The sequence below is a fragment of the Arthrobacter oryzae genome, assembly GCF_003634095.1.
GTDB classification, from domain to species: Bacteria; Actinomycetota; Actinomycetes; order Actinomycetales; family Micrococcaceae; genus Arthrobacter; species Arthrobacter oryzae.
Genome location: NZ_RBIR01000003.1, coordinates 121447 through 139774, shown reverse-complemented (window position 1 = coordinate 139774; position 18328 = coordinate 121447). Strand labels below are relative to the sequence as shown.

Here is an 18328-nt window from a genome sequence, read left to right as displayed (position 1 = left end):
CGTGGCATCATGACGACTGACGTGTCCGCCGCCGCCCGTCCTCTGGTCTACGCCCACCGGGGCGCCAGCGGAGCCTTCGCCGAGCACACCCGGGCCGCGTACCTGCAGGCTATCGCCGACGGCGCCGACGGCGTCGAGTGCGACGTCCACCTGACCCGCGACCAGCATGTGGTGCTGCTGCACGACTCCACCCTGGACCGCACTTCGGACGGCACCGGTCAGGTCGCGGACCGGATGTTGGAAGAGCTCCGGCTGCTGGACTTCTCCTCCTGGAAGGGTGCACGGATCCCCGAAGCCTACGGCGCCAAGTCCGAGCAGTTCCTGACCCTGCCGGACTTGCTCGACATCCTGCGCGCGGCGGGCCGCCGGATAGGCCTGGCGATTGAGCTTAAACACCCCAGCCCGTTCCACCTCGGTCTGGAGGACCGTGTCCTGGAGGTCCTGAGGGCCGAGGGCTGGGATCCGGCGACGTCCATGCTGGAGAACATCAAGGTTTCCTTCATGAGTTTTAGCCCCGACGCCGTGAGGCATCTGCTCGAGTCGGTGCCGGCAGAGGCCGTCTGCCAGCTCGTGGACGACGTCAACGTGACCGAAATCCGGGAGGAACTGGGGCTGGGTGTCCTGACCGGCGGTGCCCTGGCCAACGTCATGAAGGCCGCCCAGACGGAGGGCGAAAGGATCCTGGCCGCCGGCGAGGCCGGTATTGCCGGCCCCGGCATCGGGTACGTCCGCGCGCACCCCGGGACCATTGAGCGCTGGCTCGGCTCGGGACGAAAGTTCCGGGTGTGGACGGTCGACGCGGCGGACGACGTCGAGCGGTGCAGGGAACTCGGAATCCACGAGATCACCACCAATTGCCCGGCCCGGGTCCTGGCCCAGCTCATGGCGGACAGCAGGCCCCTCCCGTAGACCTCCGGCCGCGTTCTGCCGCGGGCCGGCGCACGATGCGGACCCGCTCCGTCCCCGGCGAATTACGGCCGGCGGGGCCGCTGTGGTTGAGTGGTTCCATGCCATTTCGCTCGTCCGGCCGGGACCTCCAGACGCTGTCCGCGGCGGCGATGAGCGCGCTGCTGCTCGCCAGCGCCGCCAAGCACTTCAGTGAACCCGAATTCTTCCACCCCGTGGTCCCGGACATACTGTGCCGCGACGACTCCGGCGCGCAGCCGAACGGCCCCCTTGCCGTGCTGTCCCGTGATGAATGGGTGGCGGCGAGCGGACTGCTGGAAGCCGCCGCCGCCGTCGGGCTCCTGGTCCCGGCCACACGGCCGGCCGCCGCCGGCTGCGTCACGGCCATGTTCACGGCGTTCCTCGCCGGCCACGTCGGTGCCCTGCGCGCCGCGTACGGGCCCTCAGGCACGCCGCTCCAGCGCCGGGTGCACACCCTGCGCCTCCCGCTCCAGGCCCCGCTCATCGCTTGGGCCTGGACCCTGACACGGCGGAACCGGCACCCGTGAAGATCCTGCAGTCGCCTGCCGTGCGGATCGGATTGTCGATCAGCATTGCCACCGGGCTCTACGGCGTCTCCTTCGGCGCATTGTCCGTCACCTCCGGCCTCGACTTCTGGCAGACCATGGCCCTGAGCCTGCTGCTGTTCAGCGGCGGCTCGCAGTTCGCGTTCATCGGCGTAGTGGCCGGCGGCGGCTCCGGCATCGCCGCGATGGGCGCCGCGACGCTGCTGGGCATGCGCAACGGCATCTACGGCATGCAGATCAACGCCCTGCTGCGGCCCCGCGGCTGGCGCAGGTTCGCCGCCGCCCAGCTGACCATCGACGAGTCGACCGCCACCAGCACCGGGCAGACAGACCCCGCGGAGCAAAAGCGCGGATTCTGGACCGCCGGGATCGGCGTGTTCGTCCTGTGGAATCTGTTCACGGCCCTGGGCGCGCTGGCCGGCGGGGCCCTCGGGGATCCCAAACAGTGGGGACTCGACGGCGCCGCCGTGGCAGCGTTCCTGGGCCTGCTCTGGCCGCGGCTCAAAGGCCGGGAACCGGTGGCCATCGCCGTGGTCTGTGCGCTGGCCACAGTCCTGGCCGTACCGTTCGTGCCGCCGGGCGTGCCCATCCTCGTCGCCGCCATCGTCGCAGCAGGGATCGGCTGGTTCAGCCACGGCCGCAGCGACGAGGGCCTCGAACCGGACGTTGACCCCTACGCCGAGCAGCACCCGCAACACCGCCACCACCTTGAAGAGCGTCCCGGGGACCCCGCATGAACCTCTGGATGTGGCTGCTGCTCTCCTGCCTGCTCGCCTACGCCTGGAAGCTGCTCGGATACCTGGTGCCCGCCAGCCTGCTCCGCAACCCGCGGATGTCAAGGGTGGCCGGCACCATGACGATCGGCCTGCTGGCGTCCCTGACCGTGGTCAACGCGGTGGCTTCCGGCCAGTCCCTCACGCTGGACGCCCGGCTGGGCGCCTTGGCCGCTGCGGCCATCGCCCTGTGGTTCCGGGCTCCGTTCCTGGTGGTGGTGATCGCCGGCGCGGCGGCGGCCGCCGGGCTGCGGCTGCTGGGCTGGAACTGACACACCCGCCCGGCCCTGCCTACGCGGCTCCGGCCGCGACGGGAACGGTCTTTAGTCCCTACTTGCGGCACCGACCGCATGGGAGCATTCGAACATGAGTGAACATGACGACCCGGCGGCTGAGGTGCCACGCAAGCACCCTCATGCCAAGCCGCATGAGCCGTTTGTTTCTGCCGGCGCCGAATCCACCCGGGAACTGCGCGAGATGGCCCGCCGCCGTAGGGATGCCGAAGAGAAGCTGCAGCAACACCTGCTTGAGGCTGAGGCCAAAGAGAAACCGGTCGAGGACTAATGCCGGGATCCAGGCTGTCGGAGCACCTGCAGGACCTGGTGCTTGAAAATGCCAGTATCGATGAGTTTCTCCAGGAATTGTCCGGCGCAATCGCCGAGTTTGGCACGTCCGCGGCCGGCGGCCGGATACTGAGTTCGGTCCGTCTCGTCCGCAGCGGAAAGCCAGCCGTCACGGCCGGCAGCGATCCCGCGGCGCTGGCCCTGGAGCGGCTGCAGGACCAGGCGGCGGGACCCGCCGTGGAGGCCCTGGAGACCGGCCGCGCCGCCCTAATGGACGGCGGCCCGGTAAAGCCGCCGCTGGACCGCTACCGGCGCACTGCAGCCCAGTGGGGCATCCGGAGCGCCCTGAGTATCCCGGTGGCCCTCGACGAGGGAGCCGCAGGGGCCCTGACGTATCTGGCGGCCGGCCCGGATGCCTTCGACGGCGGAACGGCCGCAAGCTGCGAGGCGTTTGCCGCCACGGCCGGGAAATCCATGCGGCTGGCCGTTCGCCTCGGATCGGTCCAGGACATGAACCGGGACCTGCTCCAGGCCATGAAGTCGCGGACCACCATTAACCTTGCGTCCGGGATCCTCATGGCCCAGAGCAGGTGCTCACAGGCCGAGGCCTTCACCCTGCTCAGCAAGGTGTCGAACAACCGCAACATCAAGCTCCGGCTCGTCGCGGAGGAGATCCTGCGCAGGTTCGAGTCAGGGCCTTGTTCCGCAGACTTCGGCACCCGGGCCTGACCGGGCCGGACTCCCCGCCGCAATCCCTCACCCGCGTTTCCCGGGCACGCGGCTGCCCCGCCCAGCGGTCAGCCGGCGTCGTCGACTGTCACGGCGATATCTTGTGCGACATATTCACTCTGAAACCTTCACGATGATTTTGCCCCGGGTGTGGCCGTCCATGTTCAGCCGGAAAGCCTCCGCGGCCTCCTCCAGCGGAAACGTCCGGGCCACCTCGACCTTGAGCCGGCGTTCGTCCACCAGCCGCGACAAACGCTCCAGGTCCGCCCCCACGGGATTTACCCACATCCAGGTGCCGCCGTGCTGCTCCACCGAACTGTCAGCGATGGAGGCATGCCGGCCTCCCTCGGCAAGGACCGCGAGGGTGGTGTCCAGGTTGTCGCCCGCGAAGTCTGCGACGACGTCGGCGCCGGCCGGTGCCAGTTCCCGGACACGCTCCGCGAGGCCCTCCCCGTAGCTGACCGGTTCCGCGCCGAGGGCACGAAGGAAGTCATGGTTCTTCGCGGAGGCGGTTGCGATCACCCTGGCGCCGAGCGCCACCGCGATCTGGATTCCCAGCGAACCCACGCCGCCGGCGCCGCCATGGATCAGCAGGGTGTCAGCCGCCGTGACGCCCAGCCGGGTCAGGACCTGATACGCGGTCAGTCCGGCCAGCGGAAGGCCGGCTGACTGGTCCCAGTCCAGCGTTTCCGGCTTCCGGGCCAGGAGCCGCTCCGGCAAGGCAATGTACTCGGCGAAGCTGCCGCCATGGACGAAGTCTTTGCGGGCGTAGGAGATCACCTCATCGCCGGGCTGGAACTGCGGGGCGTCGATGCCCACGGACTCCACGACGCCCGCGACGTCCCAGCCTGGGATGGCCGGAAACTGGAGGTCCATCAGCGAATCGAGGTGGCCCGCCATGATTTTCCAGTCGACCGGGTTCACGGACGCTGCGCGGACCTTCACCAGGACCATTCCGGGCCCCACTTTCGGCAGGGGCTGCTCGGTCAGTTCAAGGACGTCGGGGTTTCCGTACTGGCTGTAAGTCATCGCTTTCATGACTTAGGACAACCGCCGCCCCGCCCATCGTATTCCAGTGCTCAGGCCGGTGCCCCGAGCCCGGCGAGCCGCAGGATGACGGCCAGGCCCTCCGGGGTGCCGGGCCAGTGGCGCCGGACGGCGTCGTCCCCGGCGCGGGCGATTACCGAGCGCAGCACCAGCGCCACGATCACGACGTCGTCTGCGTATCCGATCACCGGGATAAAGTCCGGGACGAGGTCGATCGGGGAGGCCAGGTAGACGAGCAGGAGTGCCAGGCGCACGCGGACGCCCACTGCCACCGAGCGGTCGGCCAGCAGGCGGCGGATGAGCCGGAGAAGGTCCGGCAGCAGCCGCAACGCGTCCTTCATGGTGACGGTCTCGGGGTGCCGCCGGGCATAGGCCCACAGCAGCAACAACAGGACGGCATAGACCGCCAGTACGCCGCCGACGACCCCGGCAAGAGTTTCCCATCCCATGGCTAGATCATACGGACGTGGCCCGGAACGGGGCCGAGAGGGAGCCCCTAGCCAAGAACGGCGTCGAACGCGGTGCCCGGCAGCGGAGCCTGCGGAGGCAGTGCCCGCTCCGGCCGTTCCGTCCGGATGGCATCTTCAACCAGCGCCACGGGGCGCCGCCACGCGTCGGAGCCCGGCTCCATGGTGTCAACAACACCGATCAGCATGGCCAGCAGCCGGATCATGTCCGTCATGGAAATGTCGCTGCGAAGGGTCCCTTGGCCCTGCCCCCGGCCCAGCAGCACGGCGATGGACTCTATGAGGCCTCCGGTGATCCCGGTCAGCAGCCCGCGCCGTCCTGCGACAGCACCCAGCAGGTTGGCCTCCTCGCTGGCAACACGCATCGTGGCGTCGATGACCCGAAAGAGCCCGGCGGCCGCGTCCGGGTCGGCCAGGGCCTCATCGATGGCCGGATCCACCTGCAGCCGGAGCTGCCGGTTCAAGGCGGCGAGCACCAGTTCTTCCTTGTCCGCGAAGTTCCGGAAGAGGGTGGCCGGACCCACCCCGGCGGTGTTGGCGATGGTCTGCAGCGGCACTTCGGGGCCGTGCTCGCGGAAGCACTGCCGGGCCGCGGAGATGATTTTGTCCACGTTGCGCGCGGCGTCTGCGCGGAGCGGCCTGCGGTCTACTGCCCGGTTCATTTGCTTAGGGTAGCAACGCGCGGGGTGAGTGGAGCGCTTACCGCCCGAGGAGTCCCTTTTATGACGGTTTCCCCGAGCCAATCCGGGCCGATCAGGGCAAATCCCGCCGGTCCGTTGGCCGGATCCCGTGAAAGACTGATGCGGGACAGCTCCGATCCTCCGCCGCACTGTCTGGAATAAGTGAAGGGAACCATCACATGCTGGTCGCATTCTCCATAGCACCCTCCGGTGACCCCGCCAACGGCCTGGCGCCGGGCGACGCGTCGGTCCACGACGCCGTCGCCGCCGCGGTCCGGATTGTCAGGGAATCCGGCCTGCCCAACCGGACGAGTTCCATGTTCACGGAGATCGAGGGCGACTGGGACGAGGTCATGGACGTCGTCAAGCGCGCCACGGAGGCCGTCGGCGCGTATGGATCCCGCGTCTCGCTGGTCCTGAAGGCGGACATCCGGCCGGGATACGCGGGCGAGCTGACGGGCAAGGTGGAGCGGCTTGAGCAGGCCCTCGGCACTCAGGCGGCAGGGCAGGGGAGCGTCGGAACCGCGCCGCAGGCCTGAACCCGCGAACGCGGCGGTGATCCGATGATCCGGCACCGGGGAGGCTACCGCCGGGCCGGTGCGGCTGGGACACTGGGGACATGATCGAGCATCAGTCCGCTCCAGGCTGGGTCGCCGTCGAGAACTTCCTCTCCGACGTCGTGGTCCGGCCGGACAATGCGCTGCAGCACGCCGTGGCCAGCGCCGTTGAGGCCGGAATGCCGGCTATCGAAGTGGCGCCGACCGCCGGCAAGCTCCTGAAACTGCTGATCCAGCTCTCCGGCGCCCGCCGCGTCCTGGAAATCGGCACACTGGCCGGCTTCAGCACCATCTGGATGGCCCAGGGGCTGCCCGACGACGGCCGGCTGGTCACCTGCGAGTATCTCCCCAGGCACGCCCGCGTTGCGCGCGCGAACATTGACGACGCCGGCCTGGGTCACAAGGTGGACATCAGGGTCGGCGCGGCGCTGGACACCCTGCGCGAGCTGGAAAGCGAGGCGGGACCGCCGTTCGATTTCGTGTTTATCGACGCCGACAAGGAAAACAACCCGCACTATCTGGACTGGGCCATCCGGCTTGGCCGGCCCGGCACCACGATCGTGATGGACAACGTGGTGTGGGAAGGCGCCGTGCTGGACGCCTCGATGGACACGGTGAACGCGCCGGGAATCATCAGCGCGCTCCAGATGCTGGGAGACGACCCAAGGCTGGACGGCACCGTCATCCAGACCGTGGGATCGAAGGGGTGGGACGGCTTCGCCCTCGCGATCGTCCGCTAGGCAGGGGAGGCTAGCGGGACGCAGCCGCCGAGTGGGCGCGGCCGGCAGCAAGTGCTAAGTATGCTTAGATTGCTTGGCAGTGGCGCCGATGCCCGCGGCGGACGTGCAGGTGCCAGCCCTGCCGGCCGCCCGCAGCCCGATCCGCCCCTCCAGGTCCGCACTTCCAGATCCGCCCAGCCCGAAGGAACACAGGCAGCCGAATGAACGGGACCTCCTCCTCCCACCGCCCCCTCCCTTCCGTGATCAGCCCGGTCAGGATCAGCTCCCGGCCCGCAGACCTGGCCGCCATCGGCCCCTTGCTGACCGAGGCCCAGGCCGCCGTCGGCGATGTCCCTGCCTTGTTGGACCTGGCCAAAACGGCGGCAGCGACGGCGCCAAAACCCTGCGAAGGCCGCACCGCTTTCCTCTGGGAGATCCTGGCCTCCGTGACTGCCGTCGACGTCGCCGCCGGACGCGTGCTGGAACCGCACCTGGACGCGGCCGCGATTCTGGGACAAGCGGCGGCCCTGCCCGCGATGGACGGCCGGGACTACCCGGACTTTGACGGTATCCACTTCGACGGCGCCTGGGGAGTGTTCGCCGCCGAGGCGCCCGGCCTCCGGCTTGAGGCAAAAGCGACCGACGGGTGTTTCCTGCTCCATGGCGCCAAACCCTGGTGCTCGCTGGCTGCGCAACTGGACCATGCGGTGCTGACCGCGCACGTCGAGGGCGGCGGCCGTGCCGCGTTCGCCGTCGACCTCCATGCGGACGGGGTGAGCTTTGCGGACCCGGCGTGGACCAGCCGGGGGCTGCGGGAAATCCGCAGCGGCACGGTGCATTTCGACGCCGTCCCGGCCGTTCCACTGGGCGGACCGGGCTGGTACTACCAGCGCCCCGGTTTCGCCTGGGGAGGCATGGGCGTGGCCGCCTGCTGGCTGGGCGGCACCGTCGCGGTGGCGCGCAACTTCACCGCATCCCTGCAGAGGGCCGCCGACGCCGGGCGGGAACCGGATCAGATCGCGCTGGCCCACGTGGGCGAGATTGACCGCACGCTGGCCGCCCTGACCGGGTACCTCGCGCAGACGGCCGCGCGGATCGACGCGGGGGAGCTTTGCGACGGCGGCGCATGGCGCGAGGCCCTGCGTGTGCGGGGGAGTGTGGCCACGGCCGCGGAGCGCATCCAAACGCTTGTGAGCCAGAACCTGGGGCCGGCCCCGCTTGCTTTCGATGAGGCCTACGGCAAGCGGATGGCGGACCTCGCCCTGTACATCCGCCAGCACCACGCCATGCGCGACGACGCGCAGCTCGGCTCCCTGACGCTGGGAAGTGACAGCCAGTGGTGAGCTTCACCCACAACGATCCCGGCACCAGCGAGGCCGCCTGGGCTGCCGGCGGCGCGGCGGATCTGCCGGAGCTGCCGCTGGATGACGCGGAGCTCGCCGGCCGGGCCTTCATAGTCCTGGCGGCCCACCCCGACGACGAATCACTCGGCGCCGGCGGCCTGCTGGCCCGGCTCCACGCCGCCGGCGCCACGGTCCGCGTGCTGCTCTGCACGGCGGGGGAGGCCTCCCATCCCGGCTCGCCAACGATGACGCCGGAGCAGCTCGCCGCGGTCCGGTTGCGGGAATTCGGCGCCGCCCTGACGCACCTGCTCGGGGACCCGGAGTGGCAGTGCCTGGGCCTGCCCGACGGGAAACTCGGCACGCACCGGGAACAGATCCGCGCCGCGGTCCTCGACGCCGCAGCCGATTGCGGGCCCGCCGCCGGCGGGATCGTTCTCGTGGCGCCCCTCCGCTCGGACGGGCACACCGACCACGACGTCCTCGGATCCGTCGCGGCCGAGCTCAGCGCCGCGGCGGGCTACGCGCTTCTCGAATACCCCATCTGGTACTGGCTGTGGGCCGCGCCCGGCGCGCCTGACACAGCTGAAGAGCCGGCTGCACCTGATGCCCCAGCCGACAGGGCCGGGGCCTGGCGCGGCTGGTTCCGGCTGCCGCTGCGCCCCGCCGAGCAAAGGGCCAAAGCTGCGGCCATGGCGGCGCATGTGTCCCAGGTGGCCCCACTCTCCGGGCTGCCAGGTGACGAAGTGCTCTTGCCTGCGGACTTCCTGGCGCACTTTGAACGGGCGTGGGAGACGTTCGCCTGGCACCCGGCGCATCTCCCGTCGGTCAATGTCCCGGCGGCCGAAGCCCGTTCCCACGACTCCAGCGACGGCGACGACCGCGGCGCGCGCCGCCCCTACGCCGCGGGCGACGCTGAGCACCTCTTCGATGCCGTCCACGCCCGGGAGGAGGATCCCTGGGGCTACACCTCGAGCTGGTACGAGCAACGCAAGCGCTCCCTCACCCTCGCCGCCCTTCCAGCCGGCAGTTACGCGGCCGGGCTGGAGATCGGCTGCTCGATCGGAACCCTGAGCGCGGAACTCGCGCCGCGGTGCGGGAGCTTCCTCGCCGTTGATGCCAGCAGTACAGCCCTGGACCGCGCCGCCAAGCGGCTGGCCCACCTGCCCGCTGCACGGACACTTCACCTGACTGTCCCGAACGAGTGGCCGGACGGATCATTTGACCTGATCGTGGTCTCAGAGGTGGGCTACTACCTCTCACCGGCGGAGCTCGGGCGGCTGTTGGACCGGATCGAGGCCTCGCTCCTGCCCGGCGGCACCCTCGTCCTGTGCCACTGGCGGCACCCCGTTTCCGGCTGGGAACTCGACGGCGACGCGGTCCACGCCGCAACCCGGAAGCAACTGGGCTGGGCCGGCGGCGGGTTCTACCGGGAACGAGACTTTGTCCTTGAGGTGCTTCTTGCGCCGGACACTGCGCAGGGCGCTGCCCCAGGCGCTGCGCCGGACCGCCGCACCCTGGAACGGGGGCGGTGACCGGGATGGCGGCACTGCCGTTGCCGTTGCCGCGCGGGCACCGCATCGAGCGGGTCGCCGTCGTCATGCCCGCGCACGACGAGGAAGAACACCTTGAACGGGCGCTCCGGGCCCTGCAGCGGGCCGCGGACTCCCTGCACACGCTACGGCCGGGCGTCGACGTTGGCGTGACGGTGGTGCTGGATAGCTGCACGGACGGCTCAGCCGCCGTCGTGGCGGGCTACGCTGCCGCGGATCCTCGCTTCAATGCCCTGGAGGTCAGCTTCCGCAGCGCCGGCGCGAGCCGTGCCGCCGGCGTCCGCGCCTCGGGCATCGGCGTGCCGCGGCTGCGGTCGCCGGCCCAGCGCTGGACGCAGCCGCCCTCGGCCGGCCGGACCTGGCTGGCAAACACCGACGCCGATTCCCGGGTGCCGGAGAACTGGCTGGTGCGTCAGCTTGAGTTCGCCGAGGCAGGGGCCGACGCCGTTCTAGGATCCGTGGAACCGGACCCGGAGGGCATGGACCCGGACCTGCTCCGGCGCTGGCGCGAACGCCATCCCTTCGACGAGGACCATCCCCACATCTATGGCGCCAATTTCGGCGTCCGGGCTTCCGCGTACCTGGCCGCCGGAGGGTTCGCGCGGATTACGTCCGAAGAGGACCGGACCCTGGTCCACAACCTCCGCAGCCGGGCCTTTACGGTCACGGCAACGGACAGCGCCCGGGTCATGACCTCCGGCCGCGTCCACGCCCGGGCACCCCACGGCTTCGGCACCTACCTCCGGAGCCTGGCCCAGTTGCTGCCGCCGCCTGCCGGCTGACTGTTCCCTGCGGCATCCATTTCCTGTGTCGTCCATTCCCTGCGGCGTCCCTTCATTGACGCCCGGGCCGGCCGGCTCCACACTGAAGAAATGACCGGAGCTGCGAAAGAACCCAGCATCGACCAGGTTGTTGACCGCCTGGCGGCCCGCTTTCCGCACGTTCCGCGGCTGCACGTCGCCTGGATCGTCAGCGAGGAGTTCCAGGCCCTGGAAGCAGGCCGGATCAGGACCTTCATCCCCACCCTGGTTGAACGCGGCGCCCGCGTGCGGATCCAGAACGAGTTCGGGACGGGCGACGTCGGCGACTGACTCCCCCGCAGCCGGCAGCGATCCGAGTTCGCCTGAACCGCCCCACATCGCCGTAAAATTCCGGCGAGCCCGCACCGTTCCGGCGATTTCGACGGCGGCGGCCCGAGACAGCCGGCGGACGGCGGCCGCGGGCCCGCGAAATGACCTTTGGCCCTTACTGGCCCGGGCAACGGGCAGCATGCTCGATCCATGAGGTTCCTGGTCAGAGCCGGCGGCCGGCGGTGCCCGTGAGGGGCGGAGCGCGCGGGTGAATCCGGGGCCGGGGCAGGACTCGCTGTCAGCCGTCGCCGGCCTCAGCGCGGACGACGCTGCCCGGCGGCTGCAGCAATTCGGTGCCAACAAGCTGCCCGAGCCCCGTCCGGTCCCCGGCTGGCGCAGGCTCCTGGCCGAGCTGACCCACTTCTTCGCGATCATGCTCTGGGTGGCGGCCGTCTTCGCGTTCATTGCCGGCATGCCCGAACTCGGTGTCGCCATCGTGGTGGTGATCGTGGTCAACGGAGTATTCGCCTATATCCAGCAGGAGCGCGCCCAGCACGCCGCCGCCAAGCTCCGCGAACTGCTCCCGGCCCTGGTGTCCGTCCGCCGAGACCACCGGGTCATCAAGGTCCACACCACCGAACTAGTGCCGGACGACGTCGTGGTGCTGGTGGCCGGCGACCGCGTTCCGGCGGACCTGCTGCTGGCCCTGGCCGTCGGCTGCGAGGTGGACGAGTCGATGCTGACCGGCGAAAGCGAGGCCGTCACCAAGTCTCCGGGCGACACGGTTTACGGCGGGACCTTCATGGTCAACGGACAGGCCGAAGGCGTGGTCTCAGTGACCGGGGCGCATACCAGGCTCGCGGAGATCGCAGCCCTGACCGGAAAGGTCGAGGCACCGCCGAGCCCGCTGGCACAGGAACTGCAAAGGATCGTCCGCATTACCGCCAGCATGGCGCTGGGCATCGGCGCCCTCTTCTTCCTGCTCTCCCTACTGATCGGGATTTCCTGGCGCGATGCTTTCCTGTTCGCCATCGGCGTCGCCGTCGCGCTCGTCCCCGAAGGGCTGCTCCCGACCGTCACCCTTTCCTTGGCCGTCGGCGCCCAGCGGATGGCCAAGCGCAACGCCCTTGTGCGCAACCTCCAAGCCGTGGAGACCCTCGGGTCCACCACCTTCATCTGCACGGACAAGACCGGAACCCTGACGCAGAACCGCATGAACGTCGTCGAGGTCTGGACCCCGGCCGGGCGGCTGACCATCAACGGTCAGGGCTACGATCCCGACGCCGACATCACGGGCGGCGGCCTGGAAGAGGCCCGGCAGCTCAGCACCGCCGCACGCACCGCCTCGGTGGGGCGGGCCGTCCTGCACGAAGGCCGGTGGATAGCCGAGGGGGACCCAATGGAGGCCGCCATCGATGCGCTCGCCGTCCGCCTCGCCACCCGCGCCGCACCTGCGGGCGAGCAGCCGGAGTGGCCGACGCCGTCGCACCGTTTCGCGTTCGACCCCCGCCGGTTGCGGGAATCGGCAATCGCCGGCACCACCCTCTACGTCAAGGGGGCGCCGGAGTCCGTGATTCCGCTCTGTACAGGGTCAGGTACGGGGGCCCGGACATGGGCTTCGGGCCCGGGCGCGGACCAGGCGCGGGAGATGGTCGATGAAATGGCGGCCCGCGGCCTGCGGGTGCTCGCCGTCGCCCGGCGCAGCCTGCCGGGCCCGCCCGGGGCCGCCTTCCGGCTCGAAGACGCGGAGTCAGGGCTGACCCTGCTGGGCCTGCTTGGCCTGCATGACCCGCCCCGGGCCGAGGTGAAAGTGGCCCTCGCGGCCGCCCGCGCCGCCGGCGTCAAAGTGGCCATGGTGACCGGCGACCACGCCTTCACGGCCGCCGCCATCGCCCGGGAGACGGGACTGCTCGGCCCTACCGAGACCGTGCTGCAGGGAGGCAACCTGCCGGAGGACGACGCCGTCCTGGCGGCGCTGCTGGACCGTGACGGAGTGGTGGTCAGCCGGGTGACGCCGGAACAAAAACTCCGGGTGGCCCGGCTGCTGCAGGGCCGCGGGCACGTCCTGGCCATGACCGGCGACGGCGTCAACGACGGCCCGGCCCTGCAGCAGGCCGACATCGGCGTCGCCATGGGTCTCAGCGGCACCGACGTCGCCCGCGAGGCCGCGGACCTCGTGCTTCTCGATGATGACTTCGCCACGATCATCGCCGCGGTGGAGCAGGGCCGCGCCACGTACGCGAACATCCGGCGCTTCCTGACGTACCACCTGACGGACAACGTCGCCGAGCTCACGCCCTTCGTCATCTGGGCCTTGTCCGGCGGCCACTTTCCCCTGGCACTGGGCGTACTGCAGATCCTGGCCCTGGACATCGGAACCGACCTGCTGCCGGCCCTGGCCCTGGGCAGCGAGGCGCCCAGCAAGGGGACGCTGAAGCGGCCGCCCGAGCGGCGGCACCTGATGGACCGTGCCCTGATTTTCCGGGTGTTTGGGCTGCTGGGCCCGGTGGAGGCAGTGATGGAGATGACGGCGTTCACCGTGGTGCTGCTCGGCGCGGGATGGCGTCCTGGCGGGGACCTGCCTCCGGCGGACGTACTCATGGCGGCGTCGGGGGCGGCCTTCACCACGGTGGTCCTGGCTCAGCTGGCCAACGCGTTCGCCTGCCGCAGTGCCACGGTCCCGCCGTGGCGGCTGGGCTGGTTCACCAACAGGCTGTTGCTGTGGGCGGTGCTGGCCGAGCTGGGACTGCTGTGCGTGTTCCTGTTCCTCGGGCCGGTGGCGGCGCTGCTTGGCCAGGCCCCGCCGACACCGGCCGGGCTGGCGGTGGCCGTGGCCGCAATCCCCGTCCTGCTGCTGGCCGACTGGCTGTACAAGATCGTCCGCCACCGCCGGACCGGGTCCGCCGGCGGAACCGCCACGGGCGGCACGCGGGTCCAAAGCCCCTGACCCCGGGACGCGGGTCCCACGCAGTATGGGTCCACCTACAATGCACAGGAGTGCTGACATGGCTGAATCGCCCGTGATGTGGTTTGACGAGATCGGCATGGCCGACGTCCCGCTGGTGGGCGGGAAGAACGCCTCGCTCGGCGAGCTCATCCGGACTCTCGAAGGCGCGGGGGTGCGGGTCCCTGACGGGTTTGCCACCACGGCCGCGGCCTACCGTTCGTTCATCGCGGCCAACGGGATCGACGCCGCCATGCGGGCGCGCATCGCGGCCTACCGTTCCGGGGACGCGACGCTGCGCGCCACCGGCGAGGCCGTCCGGGAGATGTTCCTGGCCAGTGAGTTCCCCGACGACATTGCCGCATCAATCCGTGACCACTACCGCAGCCTGGGCGAACGGGCCGGGCTGGAGCGGCTCTCCGTCGCGGTGCGCAGCAGTGCGACCGCAGAGGACCTGCCCGACGCAAGCTTTGCCGGCCAGCAGGAGACCTTCCTGAACGTCACGGGGGAGCGGGACCTGCTGGACGCCTGCCGCCGCTGCTACGCCTCCCTCTTCACGGACCGGGCCATCAGCTACCGCGAGGTCAAGGGCTTCGACCACATGGACGTCGCCCTCTCGATCGGCATCCAGCGGATGGTGCGGTCCGACGTCGGAGCGTCCGGGGTGATGTTCTCCATCGACACCGACTCCGGCTTTCCCCGTGCCGCCGTCATCAGTGCGGCCTGGGGCCTCGGCGAAACCGTCGTCCAGGGCACCATTAACCCGGACAAGTACCTGGTCTTCAAACCGCTCCTCACAGAATCGGCGGCGGCGGAAGGCATCACGCCCATCATCGAAAAATCCCTCGGCTCGAAGGCCCGCAAGATGGTCTACGCCCGTGGCGGGAGTGCCCGCACCCGGATGGTGGACACCTCGGAATCCGAGCGGCGGGCTTTCGTCCTGGGCGACGCAGAGATCCTCGCCCTGGCCCGCTGGGCCGTCACGGTGGAAGACCACTACGGCCGGCCCATGGACATGGAATGGGCCCGCGACGGCGAGACCGGTGAGCTCTTCATGGTCCAGGCCCGTCCCGAGACAGTGCAATCACGCCGGACCGGGCCGCACTTCACCATCCACCATTTGCTCGAACAGGGGCAGGTGCTCGCCACCGGATCAGCGATCGGCGACTCGATCGCGCACGGCACGGCCTGCGTTATCAGGACGGCGGCGGACATCGCGAGATTCCGCGACGGGGCCATCCTCGTCACCGAAATGACGGACCCCGACTGGGTGCCCATCATGAAAAGGGCGGCCGGCATCGTCACGGACCACGGCGGCCCCACCAGCCACGCGGCAATTGTGAGCCGCGAACTAGGCGTGCCCGCCGTCGTCGGGGCCGGCAACGCGACGTCCGTGCTGGCCGAGGGCCGGGCCGTGACCATCTCCTGCGCCGAGGGCGATCTGGGCCGCGTCTATGACGGCACCCTGGCGTTCGAAACGGAGGACGTCGATCTCGGCGCGCTGCCCCGGACGCGCACCGCCGTCATGGTCAACATCGCCAGCCCGGCCGCGGCCTTCCAGTGGTGGCGGCTGCCGGCCGACGGTGTGGGGCTCGCCCGGATGGAGTTCATCATCAGCAGCCTGATCCGCGTGCATCCCATGGCGCTGGTCCATCCCGAGAGGGTCACCGACCCGGCCGAGGCGCAGCAGATCCGCGAGCTGGCGCAGGCGTACGCGGATCCCGCCGAGTACTTTGTGGATGCCCTGTCGCTGGGCATCGCCAAGATTGCCGCGCCGTACTATCCCCGCCCCGTCATTGTCCGGCTCAGCGACTTCAAGACCAACGAATACGCCCACTTGCTCGGCGGAGCCGCCTTCGAGGAGGCGGAAGAGAACCCCATGCTCGGCTTCCGCGGCGCCTCGCGCTACTACGACGCCCGCTACCGCGAGGGGTTCGCGCTCGAATGCGCAGCCCTCAAACGGGTCCGCGAGAAGCTCGGGTTCAGCAATGTGATTGTCATGGTGCCGTTTTGCCGCACGCCGCAGGAGGCGGACAAAGTCCTGGCCGTGATGGCCGAGCACGGCCTGGTCCGCGGAAGCAACGGGCTGCAGGTCTATATGATGTGCGAAATCCCGTCCAACGTGGTCCTGGCCGAGAAATTCGCCACCCGCTTCGACGGGTTCTCGATCGGCTCCAACGACCTCACGCAGCTGGTCCTGGGCGTGGACCGCGACTCCGGCCAGCTCGCGGCGCTCTTCGACGAGCGGGACGAGGCCGTGATGACCATGATCAGCGAGGCCATCCGCAAGGCCCACGCCGCCGGCATCAAGATCGGCATCTGCGGGCAGGGCCCCAGCAATCACCCGGAATTCGCCGCGTTCCTGGTGCGGGAGGGGATCGACTCGATCTCCCTGAATCCGGACAGCTACCTCAAGACGGTGCCCCGGATCGCGGAAGCGGAAAAGACAGTGTCAGCCACGGCGGCGTCAGCCCCGTAGCGGGGCGCGCCGCGCGTCGTCCCTCGGCCGCACCATGCTCCCCGGGCTGCGGCGGCCGGGGCCGAGGGCACGCAGGGCGTTGAGGATCGTGGCGAGGTCCACCAGTTCCTGCGTCAGGGCGCCTGCGATGGCCGGCACATATCCCGCGGCTGCGGCCAGCATGAGGGCCACGCTCAGCCCTATGCCGATCCAGATGCTCTGAAGGGCCACTTGCACGGTGCGTTGTCCGATCCGGACGGCCGACGCCACCTTGGAAAGATCGTCCAGGATGATCACGACGTCGGCCGACTCGCCGGCCGCCGTCGAGCCCCGGGCACCCATGGCGATTCCGACGTCGGCGACCGCCAAGACGGGGGCGTCGTTGACGCCGTCGCCGACCATCATGACAGGACGGTCCGGCAGTGATCGGACGGCCTCGACTTTGTCCGGCGGGAGGCACTCCGCCCGGACGTCGGTGAGCCCTGCCTCGTCTGCGATGTGCCGGGCCGTGGCCAGCGCGTCGCCGGTGAGCATTACCGTCTGGCCCACGCCCAGAGCCTCGAGCTCGGCGAGCGTTCGGCGCGTCTCTTTGCGGATCGGATCACTCATCACCAGGGAGCCCACGAATTCGCCGGCCGTACCGACATAGATGGCAAGCTCACCGCTGGCCAGGTCCGTCTCCGTCACACCGGATGCCCACTCCGCGACGAACGCTGGCTTGCCCACCACCACGTCCTGTCCGTCGAACCAGGCCCGCACCCCGTGGGTGGCGAATTCCGTGGCCTCGGTGGCGGAGTCAAAAGGCAGGGCCCGGGAACGTGCCGCGTCCATCACAGAGGCGGCCAACACATGCGAGGAGTACTGTTCCGCGGACGCCGCCAAGGCCAGGACCTCGTCCTCAGAACGAGTCCCGGCGGTCCGGATGGCTACCAAGGCCGGACGGCCATAGGTTAGGGTTCCCGTCTTGTCGAACGCGACAGTCTTAATCCGGCTCAGCTGTTCCAGCACGCCGGCGTATTTGACGATGACGCCGGAGCGCGCGGCCCGGCTCATGCCGCCCAGGAACGCCACCGGCGCGGCGATCAGCAGCGGGCACGGGGTGGCCACCACGAGGACCTCGGCGAAGCGTACCGGGCTGCCGCTGATGATCCAGCCCACGGCGCCGAGCACGTAGGCCAGGGCCGTGAAGGGCACGGCATAGCGGTCGGCCAGCCGGACCATGGGTGCCTTGCTTTCCGCCGCCTCCTTCACGAGCGCCACGATCCGGCTGTACTGCGAATCCTCCATGCGCGCCGTGACCCGCATCCGGACGGCGGCCTCACCGTTCAGCGAGCCGCTCATGAGGCCTTCCCCGGCGGACCGCTCCACCGGCAGGCTTTCCCCGGTGAGTGACGATTCATCGAACGTCCCGGAATCCGAGAGCAGGACGCCGTCCAACGGGACCACCTCGCCGGGCCTGACCAGCAGGATGTCCCCGATTTCTACGTCGGTGGCCGCCACGTCCTCGTGCTGGCCGTCCGTAGTGGGTCCGGCCGCTGGAGTTCCGGAGCCGGCATTGCCGTTACGCTCCCGGTGGGCCGTCTGCGGGACGCGTTCCAGCAGCGCCGTCAGTTCACTCTTGGCGCGGCCGGCCGCGTAGTCCTCAAGGGCCGTGCCGCCGGCGAGCATGAGCACGATGATCATCGAGGCGACGTATTCACCCACGAGCACGGTGCTGACGATTGCGGTGACGGCAAGGATGTCGATGCCCCACTGTCCGCCTGCGAGCCGGCGCACCATTCCCACGGCGAGGTAGGCCGCCACGGCCAGGGCGTAGATGCTCGCGGCAGCCCGGGCTAGGCCTTCCTGCCCGGAGAACAGCAAGGCCAGCACCGCCAGCAGGACAAGGAGGGTCCCGGCCACGAGCGGATACCGGAGCACGAATTTCACGGATGTTCCGCCTTAAGAACTCGTATC

Annotated in this window: 18 protein-coding genes; 14 read left to right on the top strand and 4 right to left on the bottom strand. The window is 69.8% G+C overall.

Going from position 1 to position 18328, the window contains the following annotated elements:
- Positions 1-9: 9 nt before the first annotated feature.
- The 6 genes from C8D78_RS08300 to C8D78_RS08275 all read left to right on the top strand — a co-directional run bounded on the left by C8D78_RS08300 (position 10) and on the right by C8D78_RS08275 (position 3537).
- Positions 10-909 carry a glycerophosphodiester phosphodiesterase gene (locus C8D78_RS08300; RefSeq protein ID WP_120952217.1) on the top strand — a complete coding sequence of 300 codons (900 nt, stop codon included), beginning with the start codon at positions 10-12 and terminating at the stop codon, positions 907-909.
- A gap of 98 nt (positions 910-1007) precedes the next feature.
- A complete protein-coding gene (locus C8D78_RS08295; protein ID WP_120952214.1) occupies positions 1008-1454 on the top strand; it encodes a DoxX family protein in 447 nt (148 codons plus the stop codon).
- Positions 1451-2209, top strand: a complete 759-nt coding sequence (locus C8D78_RS08290; RefSeq protein WP_208641909.1) for an AzlC family ABC transporter permease — start codon at positions 1451-1453, stop codon at positions 2207-2209. Before C8D78_RS08295 ends, C8D78_RS08290 begins: the two co-directional genes overlap by 4 nt.
- The gene (locus C8D78_RS08285) at positions 2206-2517 is read left to right on the top strand and encodes an AzlD domain-containing protein (RefSeq protein ID WP_120952207.1); all 312 of its coding nucleotides are present in this window, start codon (positions 2206-2208) and stop codon (positions 2515-2517) included. Before C8D78_RS08290 ends, C8D78_RS08285 begins: the two co-directional genes overlap by 4 nt.
- A 94-nt stretch (positions 2518-2611) precedes the next feature.
- A complete protein-coding gene (locus C8D78_RS08280) occupies positions 2612-2809 on the top strand; it encodes a hypothetical protein (protein WP_120952204.1) in 198 nt (65 codons plus the stop codon).
- Positions 2809-3537, top strand: a complete 729-nt coding sequence (locus tag C8D78_RS08275; protein ID WP_120952201.1) for a GAF and ANTAR domain-containing protein — start codon at positions 2809-2811, stop codon at positions 3535-3537. The genes C8D78_RS08280 and C8D78_RS08275 overlap by 1 nt, the downstream gene beginning before the upstream one ends.
- A 114-nt stretch (positions 3538-3651) precedes the next feature.
- On the opposite strand, the gene C8D78_RS08270 is transcribed toward C8D78_RS08275, so the two are convergent.
- Genes C8D78_RS08270 through C8D78_RS08260 form a run of 3 tightly spaced genes read right to left on the bottom strand, consistent with a single transcriptional unit; the run spans position 3652 to position 5713 of the window.
- Positions 3652-4575 carry an NADP-dependent oxidoreductase gene (locus C8D78_RS08270; protein WP_120952198.1) on the bottom strand — a complete coding sequence of 308 codons (924 nt, stop codon included), beginning with the start codon at positions 4573-4575 and terminating at the stop codon, positions 3652-3654.
- A gap of 41 nt (positions 4576-4616) precedes the next feature.
- Entirely contained in the window at positions 4617-5033 is a 417-nt protein-coding gene (locus C8D78_RS08265; RefSeq protein ID WP_120952195.1) for a YkvA family protein, read from the bottom strand.
- A gap of 47 nt (positions 5034-5080) precedes the next feature.
- Positions 5081-5713, bottom strand: a complete 633-nt coding sequence (locus tag C8D78_RS08260; protein WP_120952192.1) for a TetR/AcrR family transcriptional regulator — start codon at positions 5711-5713, stop codon at positions 5081-5083.
- Between the two features lie 197 nt (positions 5714-5910).
- On the opposite strand from C8D78_RS08260, the gene C8D78_RS08255 reads away from it, so the two are divergent.
- The 8 genes from C8D78_RS08255 to ppsA all read left to right on the top strand — a co-directional run bounded on the left by C8D78_RS08255 (position 5911) and on the right by ppsA (position 16393).
- On the top strand, positions 5911-6270 hold the full coding sequence (locus C8D78_RS08255; protein ID WP_120952189.1) for a thiamine-binding protein: 360 nt from the start codon (positions 5911-5913) through the stop codon (positions 6268-6270).
- 80 nt (positions 6271-6350) lie between these two features.
- Positions 6351-7028: an O-methyltransferase gene (locus C8D78_RS08250; RefSeq protein ID WP_120952186.1), complete on the top strand. Its 678-nt coding sequence runs from the start codon at positions 6351-6353 to the stop codon at positions 7026-7028.
- Positions 7029-7228: 200 nt separating this feature from the next.
- Positions 7229-8350 (top strand): acyl-CoA dehydrogenase family protein, encoded by a 1122-nt coding sequence (locus C8D78_RS08245; RefSeq protein WP_120952183.1) that lies wholly within the window; start codon positions 7229-7231, stop codon positions 8348-8350.
- Positions 8344-9882 (top strand): bifunctional PIG-L family deacetylase/class I SAM-dependent methyltransferase, encoded by a 1539-nt coding sequence (locus C8D78_RS08240; RefSeq protein WP_120952180.1) that lies wholly within the window; start codon positions 8344-8346, stop codon positions 9880-9882. The genes C8D78_RS08245 and C8D78_RS08240 overlap by 7 nt, the downstream gene beginning before the upstream one ends.
- 5 nt (positions 9883-9887) lie before the next feature.
- Positions 9888-10682, top strand: a complete 795-nt coding sequence (locus C8D78_RS08235; RefSeq protein WP_120953255.1) for a glycosyltransferase family 2 protein — start codon at positions 9888-9890, stop codon at positions 10680-10682.
- 90 nt (positions 10683-10772) lie between these two features.
- Entirely contained in the window at positions 10773-10991 is a 219-nt protein-coding gene (locus C8D78_RS08230) for a three-helix bundle dimerization domain-containing protein (protein WP_120952177.1), read from the top strand.
- A gap of 247 nt (positions 10992-11238) precedes the next feature.
- Positions 11239-13917: a cation-translocating P-type ATPase gene (locus C8D78_RS08225; RefSeq protein ID WP_120952174.1), complete on the top strand. Its 2679-nt coding sequence runs from the start codon at positions 11239-11241 to the stop codon at positions 13915-13917.
- Positions 13918-13975: 58 nt separating this feature from the next.
- Complete coding sequence (gene ppsA / locus C8D78_RS08220) at positions 13976-16393, top strand: phosphoenolpyruvate synthase (RefSeq protein ID WP_120952172.1); 2418 nt, start codon at positions 13976-13978, stop codon at positions 16391-16393.
- On the opposite strand, the gene C8D78_RS08215 is transcribed toward ppsA, so the two are convergent.
- Positions 16382-18301 carry a heavy metal translocating P-type ATPase gene (locus C8D78_RS08215; protein ID WP_120952169.1) on the bottom strand — a complete coding sequence of 640 codons (1920 nt, stop codon included), beginning with the start codon at positions 18299-18301 and terminating at the stop codon, positions 16382-16384. The genes ppsA and C8D78_RS08215 overlap by 12 nt on opposite strands.
- Between the last annotated feature and the right edge of the window lie 27 nt (positions 18302-18328).

Bases quoted from the DNA above. Each gene is read 5' to 3' on its own strand.
- C8D78_RS08300 (WP_120952217.1), top strand. From the start codon at position 10: ATGACGACTGACGTGTCCGCCGCCGCCCGTCCTCTGGTCTACGCCCAC.
- C8D78_RS08295 (WP_120952214.1), top strand. From the start codon at position 1,008: ATGCCATTTCGCTCGTCCGGCCGGGACCTCCAGACGCTGTCCGCGGCG.
- C8D78_RS08285 (WP_120952207.1), top strand. From the start codon at position 2,206: ATGAACCTCTGGATGTGGCTGCTGCTCTCCTGCCTGCTCGCCTACGCC.
- C8D78_RS08280 (WP_120952204.1), top strand. From the start codon at position 2,612: ATGAGTGAACATGACGACCCGGCGGCTGAGGTGCCACGCAAGCACCCT.
- C8D78_RS08275 (WP_120952201.1), top strand. From the start codon at position 2,809: ATGCCGGGATCCAGGCTGTCGGAGCACCTGCAGGACCTGGTGCTTGAA.
- C8D78_RS08270 (WP_120952198.1), bottom strand. From the start codon at position 4,575: ATGAAAGCGATGACTTACAGCCAGTACGGAAACCCCGACGTCCTTGAA.
- C8D78_RS08265 (WP_120952195.1), bottom strand. From the start codon at position 5,033: ATGGGATGGGAAACTCTTGCCGGGGTCGTCGGCGGCGTACTGGCGGTC.
- C8D78_RS08260 (WP_120952192.1), bottom strand. From the start codon at position 5,713: ATGAACCGGGCAGTAGACCGCAGGCCGCTCCGCGCAGACGCCGCGCGC.
- C8D78_RS08255 (WP_120952189.1), top strand. From the start codon at position 5,911: ATGCTGGTCGCATTCTCCATAGCACCCTCCGGTGACCCCGCCAACGGC.
- C8D78_RS08250 (WP_120952186.1), top strand. From the start codon at position 6,351: ATGATCGAGCATCAGTCCGCTCCAGGCTGGGTCGCCGTCGAGAACTTC.
- C8D78_RS08245 (WP_120952183.1), top strand. From the start codon at position 7,229: ATGAACGGGACCTCCTCCTCCCACCGCCCCCTCCCTTCCGTGATCAGC.
- C8D78_RS08235 (WP_120953255.1), top strand. From the start codon at position 9,888: ATGGCGGCACTGCCGTTGCCGTTGCCGCGCGGGCACCGCATCGAGCGG.
- C8D78_RS08230 (WP_120952177.1), top strand. From the start codon at position 10,773: ATGACCGGAGCTGCGAAAGAACCCAGCATCGACCAGGTTGTTGACCGC.
- ppsA (WP_120952172.1), top strand. From the start codon at position 13,976: ATGGCTGAATCGCCCGTGATGTGGTTTGACGAGATCGGCATGGCCGAC.